General features: G+C 70.4%; 15 protein-coding genes and 1 pseudogene. 5 read left to right on the forward strand and 11 right to left on the reverse strand.

Features of this window, described 5'->3' with window-relative positions:
* Nucleotides 1–17 precede the first annotated feature (17 nt).
* From ACZZ98_RS07695 to ACZZ98_RS07705, 3 genes are all read right to left on the reverse strand, one after another.
* Nucleotides 18–953 carry an N-acetylglucosamine-6-phosphate deacetylase gene (locus ACZZ98_RS07695; protein WP_463515683.1) on the reverse strand — a complete coding sequence of 312 codons (936 nt, stop codon included), beginning with the start codon at nt 951–953 and terminating at the stop codon, nt 18–20.
* Nucleotides 954–991: 38 nt separating this feature from the next.
* Nucleotides 992–1,483, reverse strand: a complete 492-nt coding sequence (locus ACZZ98_RS07700; RefSeq protein ID WP_463515684.1) for a glutathione peroxidase — start codon at nt 1,481–1,483, stop codon at nt 992–994.
* Between the two features lie 113 nt (nt 1,484–1,596).
* Nucleotides 1,597–2,406: a DeoR/GlpR family DNA-binding transcription regulator gene (locus ACZZ98_RS07705; RefSeq protein WP_463515685.1), complete on the reverse strand. Its 810-nt coding sequence runs from the start codon at nt 2,404–2,406 to the stop codon at nt 1,597–1,599.
* 116 nt (nt 2,407–2,522) lie between these two features.
* Between ACZZ98_RS07705 and ACZZ98_RS07710 the strand changes: the two genes are divergently transcribed.
* Both ACZZ98_RS07710 and ACZZ98_RS07715 read left to right on the forward strand, forming a co-directional pair.
* Nucleotides 2,523–3,431 (forward strand): SIS domain-containing protein, encoded by a 909-nt coding sequence (locus ACZZ98_RS07710; RefSeq protein WP_463515686.1) that lies wholly within the window; start codon nt 2,523–2,525, stop codon nt 3,429–3,431.
* A pseudogene (locus ACZZ98_RS07715) lies at nt 3,431–4,271 on the forward strand (class II fructose-bisphosphate aldolase). The gene ACZZ98_RS07710 and the pseudogene ACZZ98_RS07715 overlap by 1 nt, the downstream one beginning before the upstream one ends.
* 119 nt (nt 4,272–4,390) lie before the next feature.
* On the opposite strand, the gene ACZZ98_RS07720 reads toward ACZZ98_RS07715, so the two are convergent.
* The 3 genes from ACZZ98_RS07720 to ACZZ98_RS07730 are packed head-to-tail and all read right to left on the reverse strand — an operon-like array spanning nt 4,391 to nt 6,217.
* Nucleotides 4,391–5,317 (reverse strand): 1-phosphofructokinase family hexose kinase, encoded by a 927-nt coding sequence (locus tag ACZZ98_RS07720; RefSeq protein ID WP_463515687.1) that lies wholly within the window; start codon nt 5,315–5,317, stop codon nt 4,391–4,393.
* Complete coding sequence (locus tag ACZZ98_RS07725) at nt 5,314–5,682, reverse strand: ROK family protein (RefSeq protein WP_463515688.1); 369 nt, start codon at nt 5,680–5,682, stop codon at nt 5,314–5,316. Before ACZZ98_RS07725 ends, ACZZ98_RS07720 begins: the two co-directional genes overlap by 4 nt.
* Entirely contained in the window at nt 5,609–6,217 is a 609-nt protein-coding gene (locus ACZZ98_RS07730) for an ROK family protein (RefSeq protein ID WP_463517745.1), read from the reverse strand. The genes ACZZ98_RS07725 and ACZZ98_RS07730 overlap by 74 nt, the downstream gene beginning before the upstream one ends.
* A gap of 280 nt (nt 6,218–6,497) precedes the next feature.
* Here ACZZ98_RS07730 and ACZZ98_RS07735 point away from each other — a divergent pair, with 280 nt between their 5' ends.
* The 3 genes from ACZZ98_RS07735 (at nt 6,498) to ACZZ98_RS07745 (ending at nt 10,679) form a co-directional block, all read left to right on the forward strand.
* Nucleotides 6,498–8,045, forward strand: a complete 1,548-nt coding sequence (locus tag ACZZ98_RS07735) for a DEAD/DEAH box helicase (RefSeq protein WP_463515689.1) — start codon at nt 6,498–6,500, stop codon at nt 8,043–8,045.
* 143 nt (nt 8,046–8,188) lie between these two features.
* A complete protein-coding gene (locus tag ACZZ98_RS07740) occupies nt 8,189–9,658 on the forward strand; it encodes a glycosyltransferase family 39 protein (RefSeq protein ID WP_463515690.1) in 1,470 nt (489 codons plus the stop codon).
* A gap of 88 nt (nt 9,659–9,746) precedes the next feature.
* On the forward strand, nt 9,747–10,679 hold the full coding sequence (locus ACZZ98_RS07745; protein ID WP_463515691.1) for a lysophospholipase: 933 nt from the start codon (nt 9,747–9,749) through the stop codon (nt 10,677–10,679).
* A gap of 13 nt (nt 10,680–10,692) precedes the next feature.
* Here ACZZ98_RS07745 and ACZZ98_RS07750 read toward each other — a convergent pair whose 3' ends face one another.
* From ACZZ98_RS07750 to ACZZ98_RS07770, 5 genes are all read right to left on the reverse strand, one after another.
* Entirely contained in the window at nt 10,693–12,024 is a 1,332-nt protein-coding gene (locus ACZZ98_RS07750) for a serine hydrolase domain-containing protein (protein ID WP_463515692.1), read from the reverse strand.
* Between the two features lie 156 nt (nt 12,025–12,180).
* Nucleotides 12,181–13,059 carry an ABC transporter permease gene (locus ACZZ98_RS07755; RefSeq protein WP_463515693.1) on the reverse strand — a complete coding sequence of 293 codons (879 nt, stop codon included), beginning with the start codon at nt 13,057–13,059 and terminating at the stop codon, nt 12,181–12,183.
* Nucleotides 13,056–14,222 carry an ABC transporter permease gene (locus ACZZ98_RS07760; RefSeq protein ID WP_463515694.1) on the reverse strand — a complete coding sequence of 389 codons (1,167 nt, stop codon included), beginning with the start codon at nt 14,220–14,222 and terminating at the stop codon, nt 13,056–13,058. Before ACZZ98_RS07760 ends, ACZZ98_RS07755 begins: the two co-directional genes overlap by 4 nt.
* On the reverse strand, nt 14,219–15,796 hold the full coding sequence (locus ACZZ98_RS07765) for an ABC transporter ATP-binding protein (RefSeq protein WP_463515695.1): 1,578 nt from the start codon (nt 15,794–15,796) through the stop codon (nt 14,219–14,221). The genes ACZZ98_RS07760 and ACZZ98_RS07765 overlap by 4 nt, the downstream gene beginning before the upstream one ends.
* Nucleotides 15,797–15,808: 12 nt before the next feature.
* Complete coding sequence (locus ACZZ98_RS07770) at nt 15,809–16,780, reverse strand: BMP family ABC transporter substrate-binding protein (protein WP_463515696.1); 972 nt, start codon at nt 16,778–16,780, stop codon at nt 15,809–15,811.
* Between the last annotated feature and the right edge of the window lie 460 nt (nt 16,781–17,240).

The following is a 17,240-nucleotide window of genomic DNA, read 5'->3' on the forward strand; positions in this document are numbered from 1 at the left end:
TCGAGCGGGGCCAGAACTCAGGAGGCCAGGATCGACGCCGGAGTCGTCGTCGCGGCGGTGAGGACGTCGGCCTCGGGCAGTCCCGCGATCTCGACGGCCCAGCGGACACAGTCGGCCAGCGTCGACGTCGAGCCGGCGATCGACCCCCGCCCCGAACCTCCGTCAGCGAGCCGCGCGACACCCTCGGCCACCTCGACCTCGAGCGTGCCGATCGTGTAGGCCCCGTCGCCGAGACCGGTCGCCGCCATGGCGTCGGACACAAGTGCAATGTGCTGTGGCCCAACGGTTTCGAAGACCATCCGCACGACGTCGGTCGACAGATGCACCCCATCGGCGATGAGCTCGACGACGCACTCTCCCCGGCCTGCCGCGGCCAGGGCAGCGGCAACGGGACCACCGGCACGGTGGTGGAAGGCCGGCATACCGTTGAAAAGATGCGTGACGAGCGGCGGGCGACCGCACGTGTCCGCGATCGACGCCAGCATCGACGTCACGACGTCCGCGGACGCGTCAGTGTGGCCGACAGCGGGGAGTATGCCGTGTCGCGCGAGTGCCGCGACCAGCTCACCAGAGCCGGTCCGCTCCGGAGCAAAGGTCCACTGCACCAACGCGTTCGGGGCACCGGCTTCGGCGCAGGTGGCCACGAGTGACTCGACCAGGGCGAGGTCCGGGTCGGTGAGGACCGAGGGGTCGTGCGCTCCCCGGCGCTCCTCGGAGAGGAACGGTCCTTCGAGGTGGATGCCGGCCAGCTCACCCGAGGCCACGAGAGGCGCCAGGGTCGCGACCTGACCGATGAGGGTGTCCGGTCGGCCCGACACGAGTGAGGCCACGAGGGTGCCGACACCGGCAGCCCGATGGTGCGCGGCAGCCCTCGACGAACCGTCCGTGTCGCGCCCGAACTCGTGCCCCAGGGCTCCATGGCAGTGCAGGTCGACAAGAGGAGAAGTGGCCATGCTCCTCAGCGTAGGACTCCGCCGCGAGGTGCCGCGGATCAGCTCGCCGCGAGGGCCTTCTCGATGTCGCCGGTGAGGGACTCCGGCTTGGTGGTGGAGCCGTAGCGCTTGATGACCTGGCCGTCACGACCGACGAGGAACTTGGTGAAGTTCCACTTGATCTTGCTGCCGAGCAGGCCGCCCTTCTCGTGACGCAGCCACTTGAAGAGGGGGTGTGCGTCGTCGCCGTTGACCTCGACCTTGTCGAACATCGGGAAGCTCACGCCGTAGTTGCGCTGGCAGAAGGCGCCGATGTCGGCCGCCTCACCGGGCTCCTGGCCGCCGAACTGGTTGCACGGGAAGCCGAGGACGACGAGTCCCTGGTCCTTGTGCGACTGCCAGAGCTGCTCGAGCCCCTCGAACTGCGGGGTGAAGCCACACTCCGACGCGGTGTTGACGACGAGCACGACCTGGCCGGCGTAGTCGCTCAGGTCCTGCGGCTGCCCTTCGAGGGTGGTCGCGGAGAAGTCGGACAAGGTCTGCTCAGTCATGCCCCGACCCTAACCCCAGCCCACTCAGTACGACTTCGTGCCCCGGTGGGACACGGTCGTCGGCGGAAGGCCTCCGCTTCGTGTCCCACCGGGGCACGAAGTCGGAGTCGGACTCAGACGCAGTGGATGGTGGCACCGAGCTCACGCAGCTCGCCCACCCGAGGGTCCTTGGCGTCGGCGGTGGTGACGATGTGGGTGATCTGCGCGGCGTCGCAGATCTCGGTGAAGGCGCGCTCGCCCAGCTTGGACTCGGCGGCCACGACGATGACGTCGCGTGCCCGCTCGACCATGAGCCGGGACACGGCGGCCTCGTCCTCGTGGTGGCAGGTCGCGCCCTCTCGCGCGGACAGGCCGTTGACGCCGAGGATGGCGACGTCGATCCACAGCTGGCTCAGGCCGGCGGTGGCCAGGGGTCCGGTGACCTCGTAGGACTCGGGCCGGGGGATGCCGCCGAGGCAGACACAGCGGACGTGCGGGCGCAGGACGGCCTCGACTGCGATGTTGAGGGCGCTCGTGACCAGCGTGAGGCCGCGCGAGCTGAGGTCCTCGCGCGCCGTGAGGGTGCGGGCGACCGTCGTCGTCGTCGTCCCGCCGTTCATCGCGACGACGGCGCCCGGCTCGACGAGCGCCACCGCCGCGGCGGCGATCCGGTCGAGGTCGGAGTCGTTCTGGCTCGTGCGATAGCGGAAGGGCAACTCGTAGGCGACAGACGTCGCGACCACGCCACCGTGGTTGCGGGTGACGAGCTGACGGCGGGCGAGCTCGGCGAAGTCGCGCCGGATCGTGGCCTCGGACACCGTGAGCTGGTCGGCCGCGTCGGTGACGCTCAGCCGCCCTTCCGTGGCAAGCAGGTCGAGAATGGCCGAGAGACGAGAGGCTCGTTGGCGGGGGGCATCGCTGACCGCTGTAGTGCGCGAGGACATGGCTGGACTGTAGCGCGCACTTCACGCATCCACGTGGGGTTGTGGTGCATGACTTTGCACACTTAGGCTAGGACTCAAGCAGTTTCGCGCACCCCTATCTGACGTGAGGACATTCCATGACGTTTCTCGAGCAGGAGATCGCCACCCAACCCGACAACTGGGCCGCGGTGGTCGCGCGACTGCCCGAGGTGGCCGGTGTGCTGCCCCGGGCGGGTGAGCGTGTCGCGACCATCGGGTGCGGCACGTCGTGGTTCATGGGTCAGGCGTATGCCGGCCTGCGCGAGTCCCTGGGACAGGGCGTCACCGACGCGTTCGCGGCGAGCGAGCACCAGCTGGCGCGCGGCTACGACCGGGTCGTCGTCATCACCCGCTCGGGCACGACCACCGAGGTCATCGAGGTCGTCGAGGAGCTCAAGGCGGCCGGCACGCCGCACGTCGCCCTCGTCGCCACCGCAGGCACCGCCGTGGCCGAGGCTGCGGAGTCGACGATCCTCCTCCCCGAGGTCGACGAGCAGTCGGTCGTGCAGACCCGCTTCGCGACGACCGTGCTCGCGCTGCTCCGCGCCTCTCTCGGCGAGTCGCTCGACCAGGCGATCAGCGACGCACGCGACGTGCTCGCCGAGCCGGACGACACGGCATACGCCGGTCTTCTCGACGTCGAGCAGGTGAGCTTCCTCGGGCGCGGCTGGACCAACGGGCTCGCCAACGAGGCCGCCCTCAAGCTCCGCGAGTCCGTGCAGTTCTGGGCCGAGGCCTACCCGGCGATGGAGTACCGTCACGGCCCGATCAGCATCGCGGCACCGGGGCGGGCGACCTGGGCGATCGGTGACGTGCCCGAGGGACTCGCCGAGCAGGTCCGCGCGACCGGCGGGCACTTCGAGCACCGTGACATCGACCCGATGGCCGAACTCGTGCGCCTCCACCGCTTCTGCCTCACGCGTGCTCTCGCCGCCGGGATCAACCCCGACGAGCCGCGCAACCTCACCCGGTCGATCATCCTCGAAGACGCGGCCGCCGTCGGCTGATGACCCTCTCCCCACTGACTCCACTCCTGGCGGAGGCGCGGGTCGCCGGCCGGGCCCTCGCCGCCTTCAACGTCATCCAGATCGAACATGCCGAGGCGTATGCCGTTGCGGCAGAACGCTCCTCGCTGCCTGTCGTCATGCAGATCAGTGAGAACTGCGTGCGCTACCACGGTTCGCTGGCGCCCATCGCGGCCGCGACCCTGGCGATCGCGCAGGCCTGCTCACAGCCGGTCGTGGTGCACCTCGACCACGCCGAGGACGTCGCCCTCGTCGACGAGGCGGTGCGGCTGGGGCTCACGTCGGTGATGTTCGACGGGTCCAAGCTTCTCGGACGACGCCAACCGCGAGACGACGCGTCGCATCGTGCAGCAGTGCCACGCAGCCGGCATCAGTGTCGAGGCCGAGCTCGGGGAGGTCGGCGGCAAGGACGGGGTTCACGCCCCCGGAGTGCGGACCGACCCGGGCGATGCCGCGAGGTTCGTGGCCGACACCGGCGTGGACGCACTCGCTGTCGCCGTGGGCTCCTCGCACGCGATGACCGAGCGTGTCGCCGTCCTCGACACCGACCTCATCGCCGCCATCGCGGCGCAGGTGCCGGTCCCTCTCGTGCTGCACGGGTCGAGCGGGGTGCCCGACGACGGGCTCGTGTCGGCCGTCGCTGCCGGCATGACCAAGGTCAACATCGCGACCCACCTCAACCAGGTGTGGACCGAGGCGATGGTGGCCCGGCTCGAGCAGTCAGCGACGGTGGACACCCGCAAGTACCTCGGCGCGGCCCGCGACGCCGTCGCCGATGAGGCCGAGCGCCTCCTCCGCCTCCTGGCACTCACCCGTCCCTGAGCCTCAAGCCCTGGTGCGCCGGCCCCAAAGCCCCACCGTGCGTTTCTCACCCAATTCCCCCGAATGTCACCGGCATGTCGGTGAGATTCGGGGGAATTGGGTGGCAAACCCCCCGGGGGTCAGTGTTCGGTGATGTCGACGTCCCCGAGCAGGCTCTCGACGTCGGCGCGGTCGATGACACCCGCGACGGTCTGACGCACGGCTGCTGCCGACCACGCAACGCCGACGCGCAGCACCTCGGGCCAGTCGACCTCGTCGCGCGGCGTGCCGTCGAGCCCGGCCGAGATGGCGGCGGTGAGGGCGTCGCCGGCCCCCGTCGCGTTGCCCGCCTCGGGGGTGCGGGGACGGGCCTCGATGACCCGCCCGGTCGCCGTCACGAGGATGAGCCCGTCGGCGCCGCGTGAGACCAGTGCCGCCCAGGCTCCCTCGGCGACCAGGGCGTGCGCCGCCTCGGTCGGGTCGTCGATGCCGGTCATGGACGCGGCCTCCGAGGCGTTCGGCTTCACGAAGGCCGGTGTCGCGGCCAGGACCTCGCTCACCCAACGGCCCCGACCGTCGACGACGAGCTCGGCCCCGGCTCCGGCAGCTGCGGTGCACAGCGCCACGATCGCGGCGTCCGGAGTGGACGGCGGCAGGCTGCCCGAGATCGTGAGGACGTCGCCCGGGCGGCAGCTGCTGCGCACCGTCGCAGTCAGCTCGTCCCAGACCTGCTGGGGCTGGGAGGCCCCTTGCTCGTTGAGGACGGTGGCGAGCCCGTCGGCCCCGAAGACGGCCACCGAGCGCCGCGTGGTCACCGGCGAGTCGACGACCCGCAGGCGCACACCGCGCTGGGCGGCGTCCTCGGCGAAGAACTCGCGATGGCGTTCGCCCACGGGCGCGATGGCCACGTGCTCGACACTCATGCAGGCCAGCACCCCGGCCACGTTGAGGCCCTTGCCCCCGGCATGGGTGCCGGTGACCGAGACGCGGTGGCTCTCTCCGACGTGAAGTCTCGGCACGGCATACGTGATGTCGATGGCCGGGTTGGGGGTCAGGGTGAAGATCACGTGGCCGCCTCCATGGCGAGAAGGGTTGCTCCGAGGGCACCGGCCCGGTCGCCGAGGGCGGCCTGGGTGACGGTGACACGTTCATGGCCGATGGCGTGGACCAGCCTGTCGCGCAACGGGTCCAGCAAGGTCGCACCGGACAGCGCAAGGCCGCCGCCGATGAGGACGAGGCGAGTTCCGGCTGCCGCACACACCGGACCGATGACCCGGACGAGGGCGTCGATCGCGCCCTGCCAGATGCGGATGGCCTCGGGGTCACCGGCATTGACGGCGCGGCTCAGGGTCTCGGCGTCACCGTCGCGCCCGAGCTTCGCGCCAGGCCCGCCCCAGGGCCGCGGCGCTGGCGACGGCCTCGAGGCAGCCATGACGGCCACAGCCGCACAGCGGCCCGTCGGGCTCGACGATGACGTGGCCGATCTCGCCGGTCCACTCCGACCCGGCCACGACACGGCCGGATGCGAGAAGGGCGCTCGCGATACCGGTGCCCAGCGGGACGAAGAGGGCATCCGGTGCCCCCATCGCGGCGCCGAGGTGGAACTCTGCGAGCAGACCCGCCCTGACGTCGTGCCCCATGGCCACCGGAACGTCGAAGCGGTCCTGGAGTCGTTGTCGCAGCGGCAGGTCACGCCACCCGAGGTTGGCCGACCACGTCGCCGAACCTGTGGCTTCGTCGACGAGTCCCGGCACGACCGCGCCCATGGCGGTGAGGGATCCGTCCACTCCGTCGGCTCGCGCCAGCTCGAGGAGGGTGGACACCGTGTCGGTGATGACGTCGACGATGCCGTCGCCGGGACGCTCGGGCGTGGAAGCGGTGTGGGACAACACAACTGAGCCGTCAAAGTCGCACAGCATCGACTTGACGCGCGTCCCCCCGACGTCAACACCCGCCACCAGCCTCATTGCCACGGCGCAATCCTATGGTCAACGTCACCATGCCTCGCGCCGGGTTCCGCACCGTGGTCGGCCATGGCGATGCAAGAGATCCTGCGCCGAGGCACTAGAGTCGTCTCAGCGGTCCGCACTGTTCTGCCTCGGATCTGCTTCTCCTTTCTCACTGTCGATGCCGATGCGCCGCGACGTCAGAGATCGACGATGACAACACTGATGTTGATCCCCTCGTCGTGACTCGGAACGCGCCGGGCAGAACCGACTGCATCAGAACTCTCTGGAGTCTTCCTTCGTGTCCACTGACACCCGCAACACCCCTGCCCAGAACTCGGGCCTGAACGCTTCCGACGACACCGCCGGATTCGGCCGTCTCGGCGTCCCCGAGGCCCTGGTCCGCGTCCTCGCCGAGCGCGACATCCTGTCGCCCACGCCGATCCAGGCCGCAACCCTCCCCGACAGCCTCGCCGGGCGCGACGTCCTCGGACGTGGCCGCACCGGCTCGGGCAAGACCTATGCGTTCCTCCTGCCGATGCTGGCGCGGCTCGCGGCCGAGGGCGGGCGTCGTCGCCAGCCGAAGCGCCCTCGTGCGCTGATCCTCGCGCCGACCCGTGAGCTCGCCACCCAGATCGACGAGGCCCTCGCCCCGCTGGCCAAGCCGCTGGGCATCACGTCCAAGACGGTCTTCGGTGGCGTCGGCCAGGGTCCGCAGGTCTCCGCGATCTCCCGCGGTGTCGACGTCGTCGTCGCTTGCCCGGGTCGCCTCGAGGACCTCATGAACCAGGGTCACGTCAACCTCGACGCCGTCGAGATCACGATCCTCGACGAGGCCGACCACATGGCCGACCTCGGCTTCCTCCCGGTCGTCAAGCGCATCCTCGACCGGACCCCGAGCCAGGGCCAGCGCATGCTCTTCTCGGCCACGCTCGACGCGGGGGTCAACACCCTCGTCAAGCGCTACCTCTCCTCGCCGGTGACGCACGAGGCCGACTCGGCCCAGTCGCCCATCTCGACGATGAGCCACCACGTCCTCCACGTCACGTCCGACGGTCACCTGCAGGTGCTCGTCGACCTCGTCGCCGCGCCCGGCCGCAAGGTGGTCTTCACCCGCACCAAGCACCGCGCCAAGAAGATCGCCCGCCAGCTCAACGCCGAGGGCATCCCCGCGGTCGAGCTGCACGGCAACCTCAGCCAGAACGCCCGCACCCGCACCATGGACGCGTTCCACGCCGGCACGGCGCACACGCTCGTCGCGACCGACATCGCCGCCCGTGGCATCCACGTCGACGACGTCAGCCTCGTCATCCACGCCGACCCGCCGGTCGAGCACAAGGCCTACCTGCACCGCTCCGGTCGCACCGCTCGCGCGGGCAACTCGGGCACCGTGGTCACGCTGATGATGGACGACCAGATCCGCGACGTCCGCGACCTCACCCGCAAGGCCGGCATCAAGCCGACCACGACCAAGGTCAACGCCACGCACCCGCTGCTCACCGAGCTGGCTCCGGGCGAGCGCACCTTCCCGGGCGCGTTCATCGTCCCCGGCGCCTCCACCCAGGGCAGCGGTCAGCGGAGTGGCGGCGGTGGCGGTCAGCGCTCCGGCGGCCCTCGCGGCGGAGGTCGCTCCGGCGCCCCTCGCACCGGCGGCCCTCGCTCCGGCGCCCCTCGCTCCGGCGGCCCTCGCTCCGGCGCGGCACGCGGCGGCTCGTCCACCGGTGGCGGCCAGGGCGCAGGCGGCGGTCAGCGGTCCGGCGGGCCCCGTCGCTCCGGCGGCTCGTCCGGTGGTCGCAGTGGTGGCGGCGCGGCGACCTTCTCGTCGCAGTCACGCGGCTACCGCGGCTGACCCCAGCAACAACCCTTCGGTATGCCGTCCGTGCAGGCCCACGCAGAGCGTGGGACCTCGCGCGGACGGCATACCTGCATCTCCGCGTCCCCAACCGTCCAATTGGGTGAGTACGGGACCACGGGACCTGCCAGCATGAGCTGGTGACAGTCCCGCGAGGTTCGTGCGTCACGGCCCTGGTGCTGGGCGTGGTCCTCGTCGCCGTGAGCGGCCGCTACGGCTACCACCGCGACGAGCTCTACTTCATCGAGGCCGGGCATCACCTCGCGCCCGGGCAACCCGACCAGCCGGTCCTCGTCCCGATCCTCGCCGCGGCCTGGCACACCGTCGTCGGCGGGCACCTGTGGGCCTTCCGCATCCTCCCGGCCGTCGCCGCCGCGCTCACGACGGTCATCGCGTCACTCACCTGCCGCGAGCTCGGGGGCAGCAACCGTCACCAGGTCGCGGCCGCCGTCGTCACGGCCGTCACCTCGATCGTCCCCGGCACCGGACACCTGTTCTCGACGACGACGTTCGACCTGCTCGGCACGGCTACCACGATCTGGCTGCTCCTCCGCGCCCTCCAGAACCCGCGACTCTCCTCCTGGCTCCTCGTCGGACTCGCCGCGGGCATCACGGCCGAGGTCAAGATGCTCGTCTTCACGGTGCTCGCGGCCTGCGCCGTCGGCATCGTGGTCACTGGGCAACGTCGGGCCCTACTCGCACCCGGTCCGTGGTTGGCCGCCGCCCTCGCAGTGCTCCTGGCAGCACCGTTCCTCCTCTGGCAGGCGTCCCACGGCTGGCCGATGCGAGAGGTCGCGGCGAGTGTCGCTGCCGGCGGGTCGACCTCGTCGGCCGAGCGCGCCACCGTCATCCCGTTGTCGTTCCTCATGGTGGGGCCGTTCGTCTCGATCCCCTTCGTGGTCGGACTGGTCCACCTCTGGAGGCGGCCGGACCTTCGGTGGCTGACGATCGCGTATGCCGTGTTCCTCGCCTTCGTCGTCGTCTCCGGTGGCAAGGCCTACTACCCGGCCGGCCTCTTCCCCGCTGTCCTGGCAGCCGGAGTCATCCCCACCCTCGACTGGCTCGACGCGCGCCACCGCACCCGCCTTGCCGCCGTGGCCCTCGGTGTCATGTCCGTCCCGACCGCGTTCTTCTCGCTGCCTCTCGCTCCGCCGGGCTCGCCGGTCTTCGAAGTGGCGGCCGCGGTCAACCCGGACACGGCCGAGACGGTGGGCTGGCCGGCATACGTCGACACGATCCGCGAGGTGAGCCGAGCGCTCCCGGACCGTGACAACGCCATCGTCCTCGCCCGCAACTACGGCGAGGCAGGGGCGATCAGCCTGGCGCGACGCCAGAGCGATGCGGATCGCGATGTGCTGCCGCCGGCCTACTCCGGGCACAACGGCTACGCGGAGTGGGGGCCACCTTCCCCCGTGGCGACGACGGCGATCGTCATCGGGTTCTGGCCCCGGGCCGAGCTGGCGGCGACCTTCGAGACGTGCACGCCCACTGCCCGGCTCGAGTCACCCTTTGGCGTCGACAACGAGGAGGACGGCGCCCCGGTCACCGTGTGCACCGGGCTCCTGCGCCCGTGGAGCGAGTCGTGGCCCGACCTCACGCGTCTCGCCTGACGGCCGGACTCCTCACATCCCGGCCCTGCGACCAGAACCGACGGGTAGCGTCGGCCCCGCGAACCCGCCTCACTCACAGGAGCCTTCAATGGAGTCGAGCACCCTGGCCGTCAGCGCCCAGGACGGCACCCCGCTGCACGCCCACCGGTGGCTGCCGGACGGGCCGCCACGCGGCGTCGTGCAGCTCGTGCACGGGATGGCCGAGCACGCGGCGCGCTACGAGCGCTTCGCCGTGGCACTGACGGGCGCCGGCTACGCGGTCTACGCCAACGACCACCGCGGTCACGGCCAGACGGCATCGACCGCCGACCACGGCTACTTCGCCGACCGTGACGGGTTCATGACGGCCGTCAGCGACCTGAGCTCGGTGAGCGAGTTCGCCCAGGCCGAGCACCCCGGCGTGCCGCTCGTCCTCTTCGGGCACAGCATGGGGTCCTTCCTCAGCCGCGCGTATGCCGGCCAGCACGGCGCGCGACTGGCGGCCCTCGTCCTCAGCGGCACCGCGGGCGACCCCGGGCCCCTGGCCTCCGTCGGCAAGCGGCTGGCTGCCGTCCAGGCTCGGCTCCGTGGGCGACGCCACCCGTCGGGCCTCATGAACACGTTGACCTTCGGCCAGTACAACACGCGGTTCAAGCCCAACCGCACCGACTTCGACTGGCTGTCGCGGGACGAGGCCGAGGTCGACAAGTACGTCGCAGACGCGCTGTGCGGCAACGTGTTCACTGCCGCCTTCTATGCAGACCTGCTCGGTGGGGTCCAGCAGGTCAACAGCAGAGGTGCGTTCGCCTCCGTCCCCCGGGACCTGCCCATCCTCCTGATGTCGGGCGAGCTCGACCCCGTGGGCGACGACGGCAAGGGTCCGCGCGAGGTCGGCCACAAGTACCGCCAGGCCGGCGTCGCGGACGTCACCACGACGATCTATCCCGAGGCTCGCCACGAGCTGCTCAACGAGACCAACCGTGACGAGGTCACCGCCGACGTGCTCGCGTGGCTGGACGAGCGCCTGCCCACGCGCGACTGATCGCGACCAGGCGTCAGCAGGTAGCCCGGATCAACGACACCAGCGTCGCATCGAGGTCGAACGGCTGCGCCTGCGTTGGGTCGGTGTCGCTGTAGTAGCGGCCCGTGACCCCGACACTCACCTGGCGGGTCCCGTCACTGCTCGTCAGCGCCCACGACACCGTCCCGTAGGCGCCGCCGTTGTGACCGTAGAGGTATCGCGGCGCCGCACCCGAGGGTGTGCACGGATCCTGCAGCCGCATGAGGCCGAGTCCGTAGCCGAGAGGGCTGGTGGCCCGAGCCGTCGTCATCTCGTTGACCGTCTCCTTGCTGACGAGCCGTCCGTCCAGCAGGGCATCGGTGAACCGGTTGAGGTCCTCGGTCGTCGACACGACCGCGCCGGCCGACGAGAAGAGCCGCGGGTTGAAGTTGGCCGTCGAGAAGGTCCCCGCCGAGGTGAAACCGGAACCCACGAGGAAGGGACCCGGCGTCCCCGGCTTCACGGCATACGTCGTGTGTCGCATCCGTGCCGGCGCGAAGACCCGCTTCTCGAGCAGCGACGCCACGTCGGAACCGGTCACCCTCTGGAGCATGACGCCCAACGCGACGTAGCCCGCGTTCGAGTAGCTCCAGCGCGTGCCCGGCTCGATCCACGGGAGGAAGTTGGCCATGGCGATGAACTCGGCGTCGGTGTAGTCCGCCCCGATCGCGCGGAAGAACTGCGGCCAGGAGGTCACGTCGGTCATCCGGCTCGCGACGAGGTTGCCGAGGGCATCGGGTGCACCGGACAGGTGGCTGAGGAGCTGCTCGATGGTGACGTCGTGGCCGGGGAACAGGCCGGGGACGATGTCGTTGGCGCGGGAGTCCAGGGTCCACGTGCCGCGCTCGACCTCCTGCATCACCAGCGTCGCGATCATCATCTTGGTGTTGCTCGCAACACGGAAGCGGTCCTGCGGCTTGGCCTTGCGCTGGGTGCCGTGGTCGCGGACCCCGGAGGCGCCGGCCCAGTCGATCGTCGGGCTGTCCACGCGTGCAGTGACTGCGACGGCACCATCGGCGACGAGGGTGTCGAGCTGGGCCTGCAGCCCAGCCGCCTCGGATGGCCTCTTGCGCGCGCCCGCGCTCTCGGTCCCCTTCGTGAGGGCGCGTTGCAGTGAGAGGGCGTCCTGGGTGTCCGTATGCCGTCCGCTCACCTTCGCGTTCGACTGACCCTTCGCGTCGGGAGACCCCGGCGCGGCCTCCGCCGTCGCAGCGGTCGTGGCGACGAGAGCGGTGGTGAGCGTGGCGACGGCGAGACCTGTCGCTCGGGTGGTGCAGTGGACGCTGAGGTGGTGGACGCTGGTCCGCTGGCTGGCCGTGCGGCGCATGATCGAGCTCCCCTGTGTCGGCTGCTACCCCGCTGGTGTGCGAGGAGGGCTGGTGCCCGCCGACCACGTTGCCGTGGTGCCACCGCAGTGGGATCCACCCCGGGTCGGAAGGCCATCCACCCTGAGGAGGAGTCCGCCCGGCCGGGGTCAGCCGGGTCAGCCGACGATCCGGGACTCGCGGTCGTAGTTCTTGCCCAGGAACTGGGGCACGAGGGCCCAGCGGAAGGCGAAGCCCATGACGAGCAGGGTGGCGACGTAGGGCAGCATCGCGACGAACTGGTGCGGGATGCCGATGCCGCCGACCTGGGCGCGTTGGGCCAGCACCTCCATGCCGGCGAAGAAGGCCGCCCCGGCGAGGATGAACTGTGGTCGCCAGCCCCCGAAGAAGGCCAGGGCGATGGCGAGCCAGCCGCGACCGGCGACGATGCCGTCGGCGTACACCCCGGAGAACACCATCGGCAGGTAGGCGCCGCCGACGGCCATGAGGGCGGCACCGACCGTGCCGGCCCACATGCGAGTGCGGTTGACGTTGATGCCGAGCGAGTCGGCAGCCTTGGGGTTCTCACCGACGGAACGAAGCCGCATACCGGCGTCGGTCTTGTAGAGCCACCACCAGAGGAAGACCGACAGCCCGATCGCCACGAAGACAAGGGCGTCCTGACCAAGGACCAGGTCCGGCAGCGGGGCGATCCGCGGCGGCTCGTCGTTGCCGATGACGACGCGGTAGAGCAGGGACGCGGCGCCGCCCGCGAGGAAGAAGAGCGCCAGCCCGACGACGAACTGGTCGAGTCGCAGGGAGGTTGTGGCCCACGAGAGGACGAACCCGACGGCCGCTCCCGCGAGGGCAGCGACCACGAGGCCGACGAGGTTGCCGCCCGCCTTGAGCGAGACGACGTAGCCCACGGCCGCGCCGAGGAGCATGAGGCCCTCCTGGGCCACGTTGAAGACGCCCGCCCGTCCGCTGAGCATCGTGCCCTGCGCGACGAAGAGGAAGGGGACCATCGCTGTGATGGTGAGGGTGAGGAACTCGGTCATGCTGCCGCTCCAGTCGTCGCGGTGGGACCGGCGTCAGCCATGGCCCGGCGGGCCGAGCGACTGGCCCGGGCTCGGCGCAGGCGTTCGGTCGCGACATCGGACATGAGCAGGAACAGCAGGATGAGCCCCTCGAGGATGAGGACGATCTCGACCGGTGCACCGGAGACGCGCTGCATCGACCCGGCACCGACCTCGAGAACCGCGATGCCGAACGCGACGAACGGGACGGCCGTGAGGGAGCCGCGCGCGATGAGTCCGATGATGATGCCGAGCAGGAGGAAGTTGGACTGGATGCCCTCGAGGGTGCGCTGATGGACCCCGGCGACCTCGATCGCGCCGGCGAGACCGGCGAGGGCGCCGGCCACGACCATCGACGTCACCGCGACTCGGCCGGTGCGGATGCCGTGGAGCTTGGACGCGCGCTCGTTGAGACCGACCGCCCGCAGCTCGAAGCCCGCGACGCTGCGCTTGGCCATGACGGCCGCGACGACGGAGACGAGCACGACGATGAGCACGCCCGTGTGCATGGGCGGGCGCCCGATGCCGGGGAGCACGGCCCCCTCGCCGACGGGCAGGGTCACGGCGCCGCCGGCACCCGGGTCGGACCAGACGACCGACGCGATGTAGTCGAGCACCTCGAACGACACGAAGTTGAGCAGCACCGTCGAGAGGATCTCGTTGATGTGGAACGACTCCATGAGCCAGGCCGAGATGGCCGCCCACACGGCTCCCGCGAGGACCCCGGCCACGATGACGAGCGGGAGCAGGACGACGAGCGGCAGGTCCGACATCGTGATGCCGACAGCCGCCGCCCCCACCGAGCCTAGGATCATCTGTCCCTCGCCACCGATGTTGAAGCGTCCGGCGCCGAGCGGGATGGCGAACGCGAGCGAGAGCAGGGTCAGGGGCGCCCACTTGTGCAGCGTCTGGACCATGCCGGTCTCGTTGCGGAACGAGTTGGTGAGCACCGCCCGGAACGCCTTGGCCGGGTCGTGCCCCAGGAGCGCGATGAGCACTCCCACGACCACGAACGCAGCGAGCACGGCAATGACGTAGGGGACGGCGGCATACGCGATGGTTCTGGCTCGTTGGGCGAGCGGCGGAGCGACAGCGACCTCGGTCACCTCGGAGGTGTCGTCGCGGTCGGTGACGTCGGTGCTCACGCGCCCACCCCTGTCATGAGTCGGCCGAGGTCGTAGGGGTTAGCCTCACCGCGCGCGAACTCGCCGACGAGCTGGCCCGAGTAGGCCACGGTCACGCGGTCGGACAGCGCGAGGACCTCGTCGAGGTCCTCGGAGATGACGATGACGACGCATCCCCCCGCGGCTGCCCGTCGCACCCGGTCATAGACGAACTGGGTGGAGCGGATGTCGAGACCGCGAGTGGGGTTGTGCAGCAGCAGGAGCTTGGGGTCGTGGGCAAAGGCTCGCGCGAGGATGACGCGCTGGATGTTGCCGCCCGAGAGCTGTCCGCACGCGGTCGCCGCGCTGGGCGTCTTGACGTTGAACTCCTTGATCGCCGCGACCGCCTCGGCGCGAGCGGTGCGCCAGTTGATGAGGCCGGCCTTCGACCGGGTGCGGTGCGAGCCCAGGACGAGATTCTCGGTGATCCCGGCGCCGGGGAGTATGCCGTCGCGCTGCCGGTCCTCGGGGACGTAGACCACGCCACTGCGCAGCCAGGTCGCGGTGGGACGGCCGACGAGCTCGACGTCGTCGACGGTGAGCGATCCTGTGGCAGAACGGATTCCGGTCAGGGCCTCGGCGAGCTCACCCTGTCCGTTGCCGGCGACCCCGGCGATGCCGAGGATCTCACCGGCGCGAAGCGAGAGCGAGACGTCGTCGACGAGGGGCTTCCCTCCGCTCCCGGCGACGGTGAGGCCGCGGACGATGACCCGGGCAGGGGAACTGGTCACCGCGTCCGCGGCAGCACCCTCGGACGAGACCCCCAAGGACGCCTCACCAAGCTCTTCCTCGCCGAGAGCGACCTGGGCGGCCCGGGCCAGGGCGGCTGCATCCGCGTCACTGCCCGCGACCTCGCCGATCATCGTGGCCGCGAGATCGTCGGCGCTGGTCTCGGTCTTGTCGACGGTCGCGATCCACCGACCGTCGCGCATGACCGTCATCCGGTCACAGACCTCCATCGTCTCCCGGATCTTGTGGGTGATGAGGACGACCGACATGCCGTCGTCGACGATGGCCCGCATCGACGAGAACAGGTCGTCGACCTCCTGCGGGGTGAGGTTGGTCGTCGGCTCGTCGAGCACGAGGATCTTGGCTCCGCGATAGAGCGCCTTGAGGATCTCGACGCGCTGCCGCACCCCGACGGGCAGGTCGGCGACGCGGGCGCTCGGGTCGACGGTGAGGCCGAACCGCTCGGACAGCTCGGCGATCCGTTGGGCCGGGGTCTGGGCGGACCCGTCGGCTGCCTTGAGGTTGGCGGAGTCCGTGCCCAGGACGATGTTCTCGGTCACCGTGAAGACGTCCACCTGCAGGAAGTTCTGGTGGACCATGCCGATGCCCGCCGTGATCGCGTCCTTGGGCGAGGCGATCGTGACGGGGCGTCCGTCGATCTCCATCGACCCGGCGTCGGGCGCATAGAGGCCGTAGAGGACGTTCATGAGCGTCGTCTTGCCTGCGCCGTTGCCGCCGAGCAGGCCGTGGATCTCGCGGTCGGCGACGGTGAAGTCGACCCCGTCGAGAGCCACGACCGGCCCGAAGGTCTTGCGAATGCCGGACATCTGGAGCAACGGTCAGCCGATCTTCGCCGTGTTGAGCTCGACCTTGACCGTCCCGGCCTTCACGTCCGCCATGGCCTTGTCGACCGCGGCCTTGGCATCGGCGGGGACGCCCTCCGCGAGCTTGATCGTCACACCGGTGTCGAAGCCGAGGGGGTAGTTGCCCTTCTCCTCACCGGCCTTGATCTTGGCGAGCACGTCGGCGAGGGGCTTCTCGAAGTCGTAGACGACGCTGCCCGCGTAGTGCTCACCAGCCGCTGCAGACTTGTCGGTGTACTTCGCGGTCACCCAGCCATCGCCGGCCGCGCGGCCCTCGAACGCCTGGAAGGTGCCGGTCGAGCCGACGTTGAGCGACCCGACGATGACGTCGGCGCCCTGCCCGAGGAGCTGGGTGGTGAACTGCTGCGCCTTGGCCGCGTCGTTGAAGTCACCGGTCCACACGGGCTTGATGGCGGTCGATGCTCCCGAGTCCTTGACGGCCTGCTCCATGGCGTGGACCTCGGCCATCGAGAAGGGCAGCGACAGGCCGCCGACGTAGCCGACCGTGCCGGTCTTGCTGAGCTTGGAGGCGAGGACGCCGATGCCGTAGAAGCCGAGGTGGAACTGCCGGTCGATGGTCCACACGTTGGCGGGCTGGTCCTTGGGCACGCCGTCGTACTCCGCGATGAAGTTGACGTCCGGGTTGTTCTTGGCGACCTTGGCGGTGGCGTCGTAGAACTGGGAGCCGTGGGTCCACACCACCGTCGCGCCGTCACCGACGGCCTCGGTGAGGCGGGCCTCGACGTCGGGGACGGCGACCTTCTCGGTGAAGGAGACCTCGGCGCCGGCGGCCTTGGCGGCATTGAGGGCGGCCAGGCCCACGGCGTTGTAGTCGGCGTCGTTGGTCGGCCCGGAGAAGATGGCGGCGACGACCGCCTTGCCATCGCCTCCGTCACCACCATCGGCTCCGTCGGTCCCTTCCTCGCCGCCGCCACAGCCGGCGAGCACGAGGGCGGAGACAGAGGCGAAGGCGAGGGTGGTGGCGGCGCGGCGACTGAGTCGTCCCGGCGCGGTCAGGGTGGTCAGGGGGAACGCGATCGGGTCATGGCAGGTCCTCTGGTGCCGGAGCGCCTCTGGGGCTGAGGCTCTCGCAGGTGTGCCGAGCAGTCTGTTGCGTCGCCCGCGTGCCCCTCATTGGCATCACCTGCCCAACGCGTCCGAGCCCTGTTGGCAGTCTCGACCGAAGGGAGCGTGCAGTGTTGCGATCGCGTGTCGCCGTCGTTGCCATCCGTGGCCGACGCAGCCCCACCCGGTCGAACCAGGCGATCCCGCCGAGGTGACCACACCCGCCGGTATGCCGTCCGCTCACCTTCGCGAGCTCACCGCGGCTTCCCCGTTGGTGCCGTCAGACCGCGCAGGTCACGGCGCGGTCCAGTAGATGACCGACCTGCCTGGGCCCGTCGGTAGC

This window comes from Knoellia sp. AC549 (genome assembly GCF_979258975.1).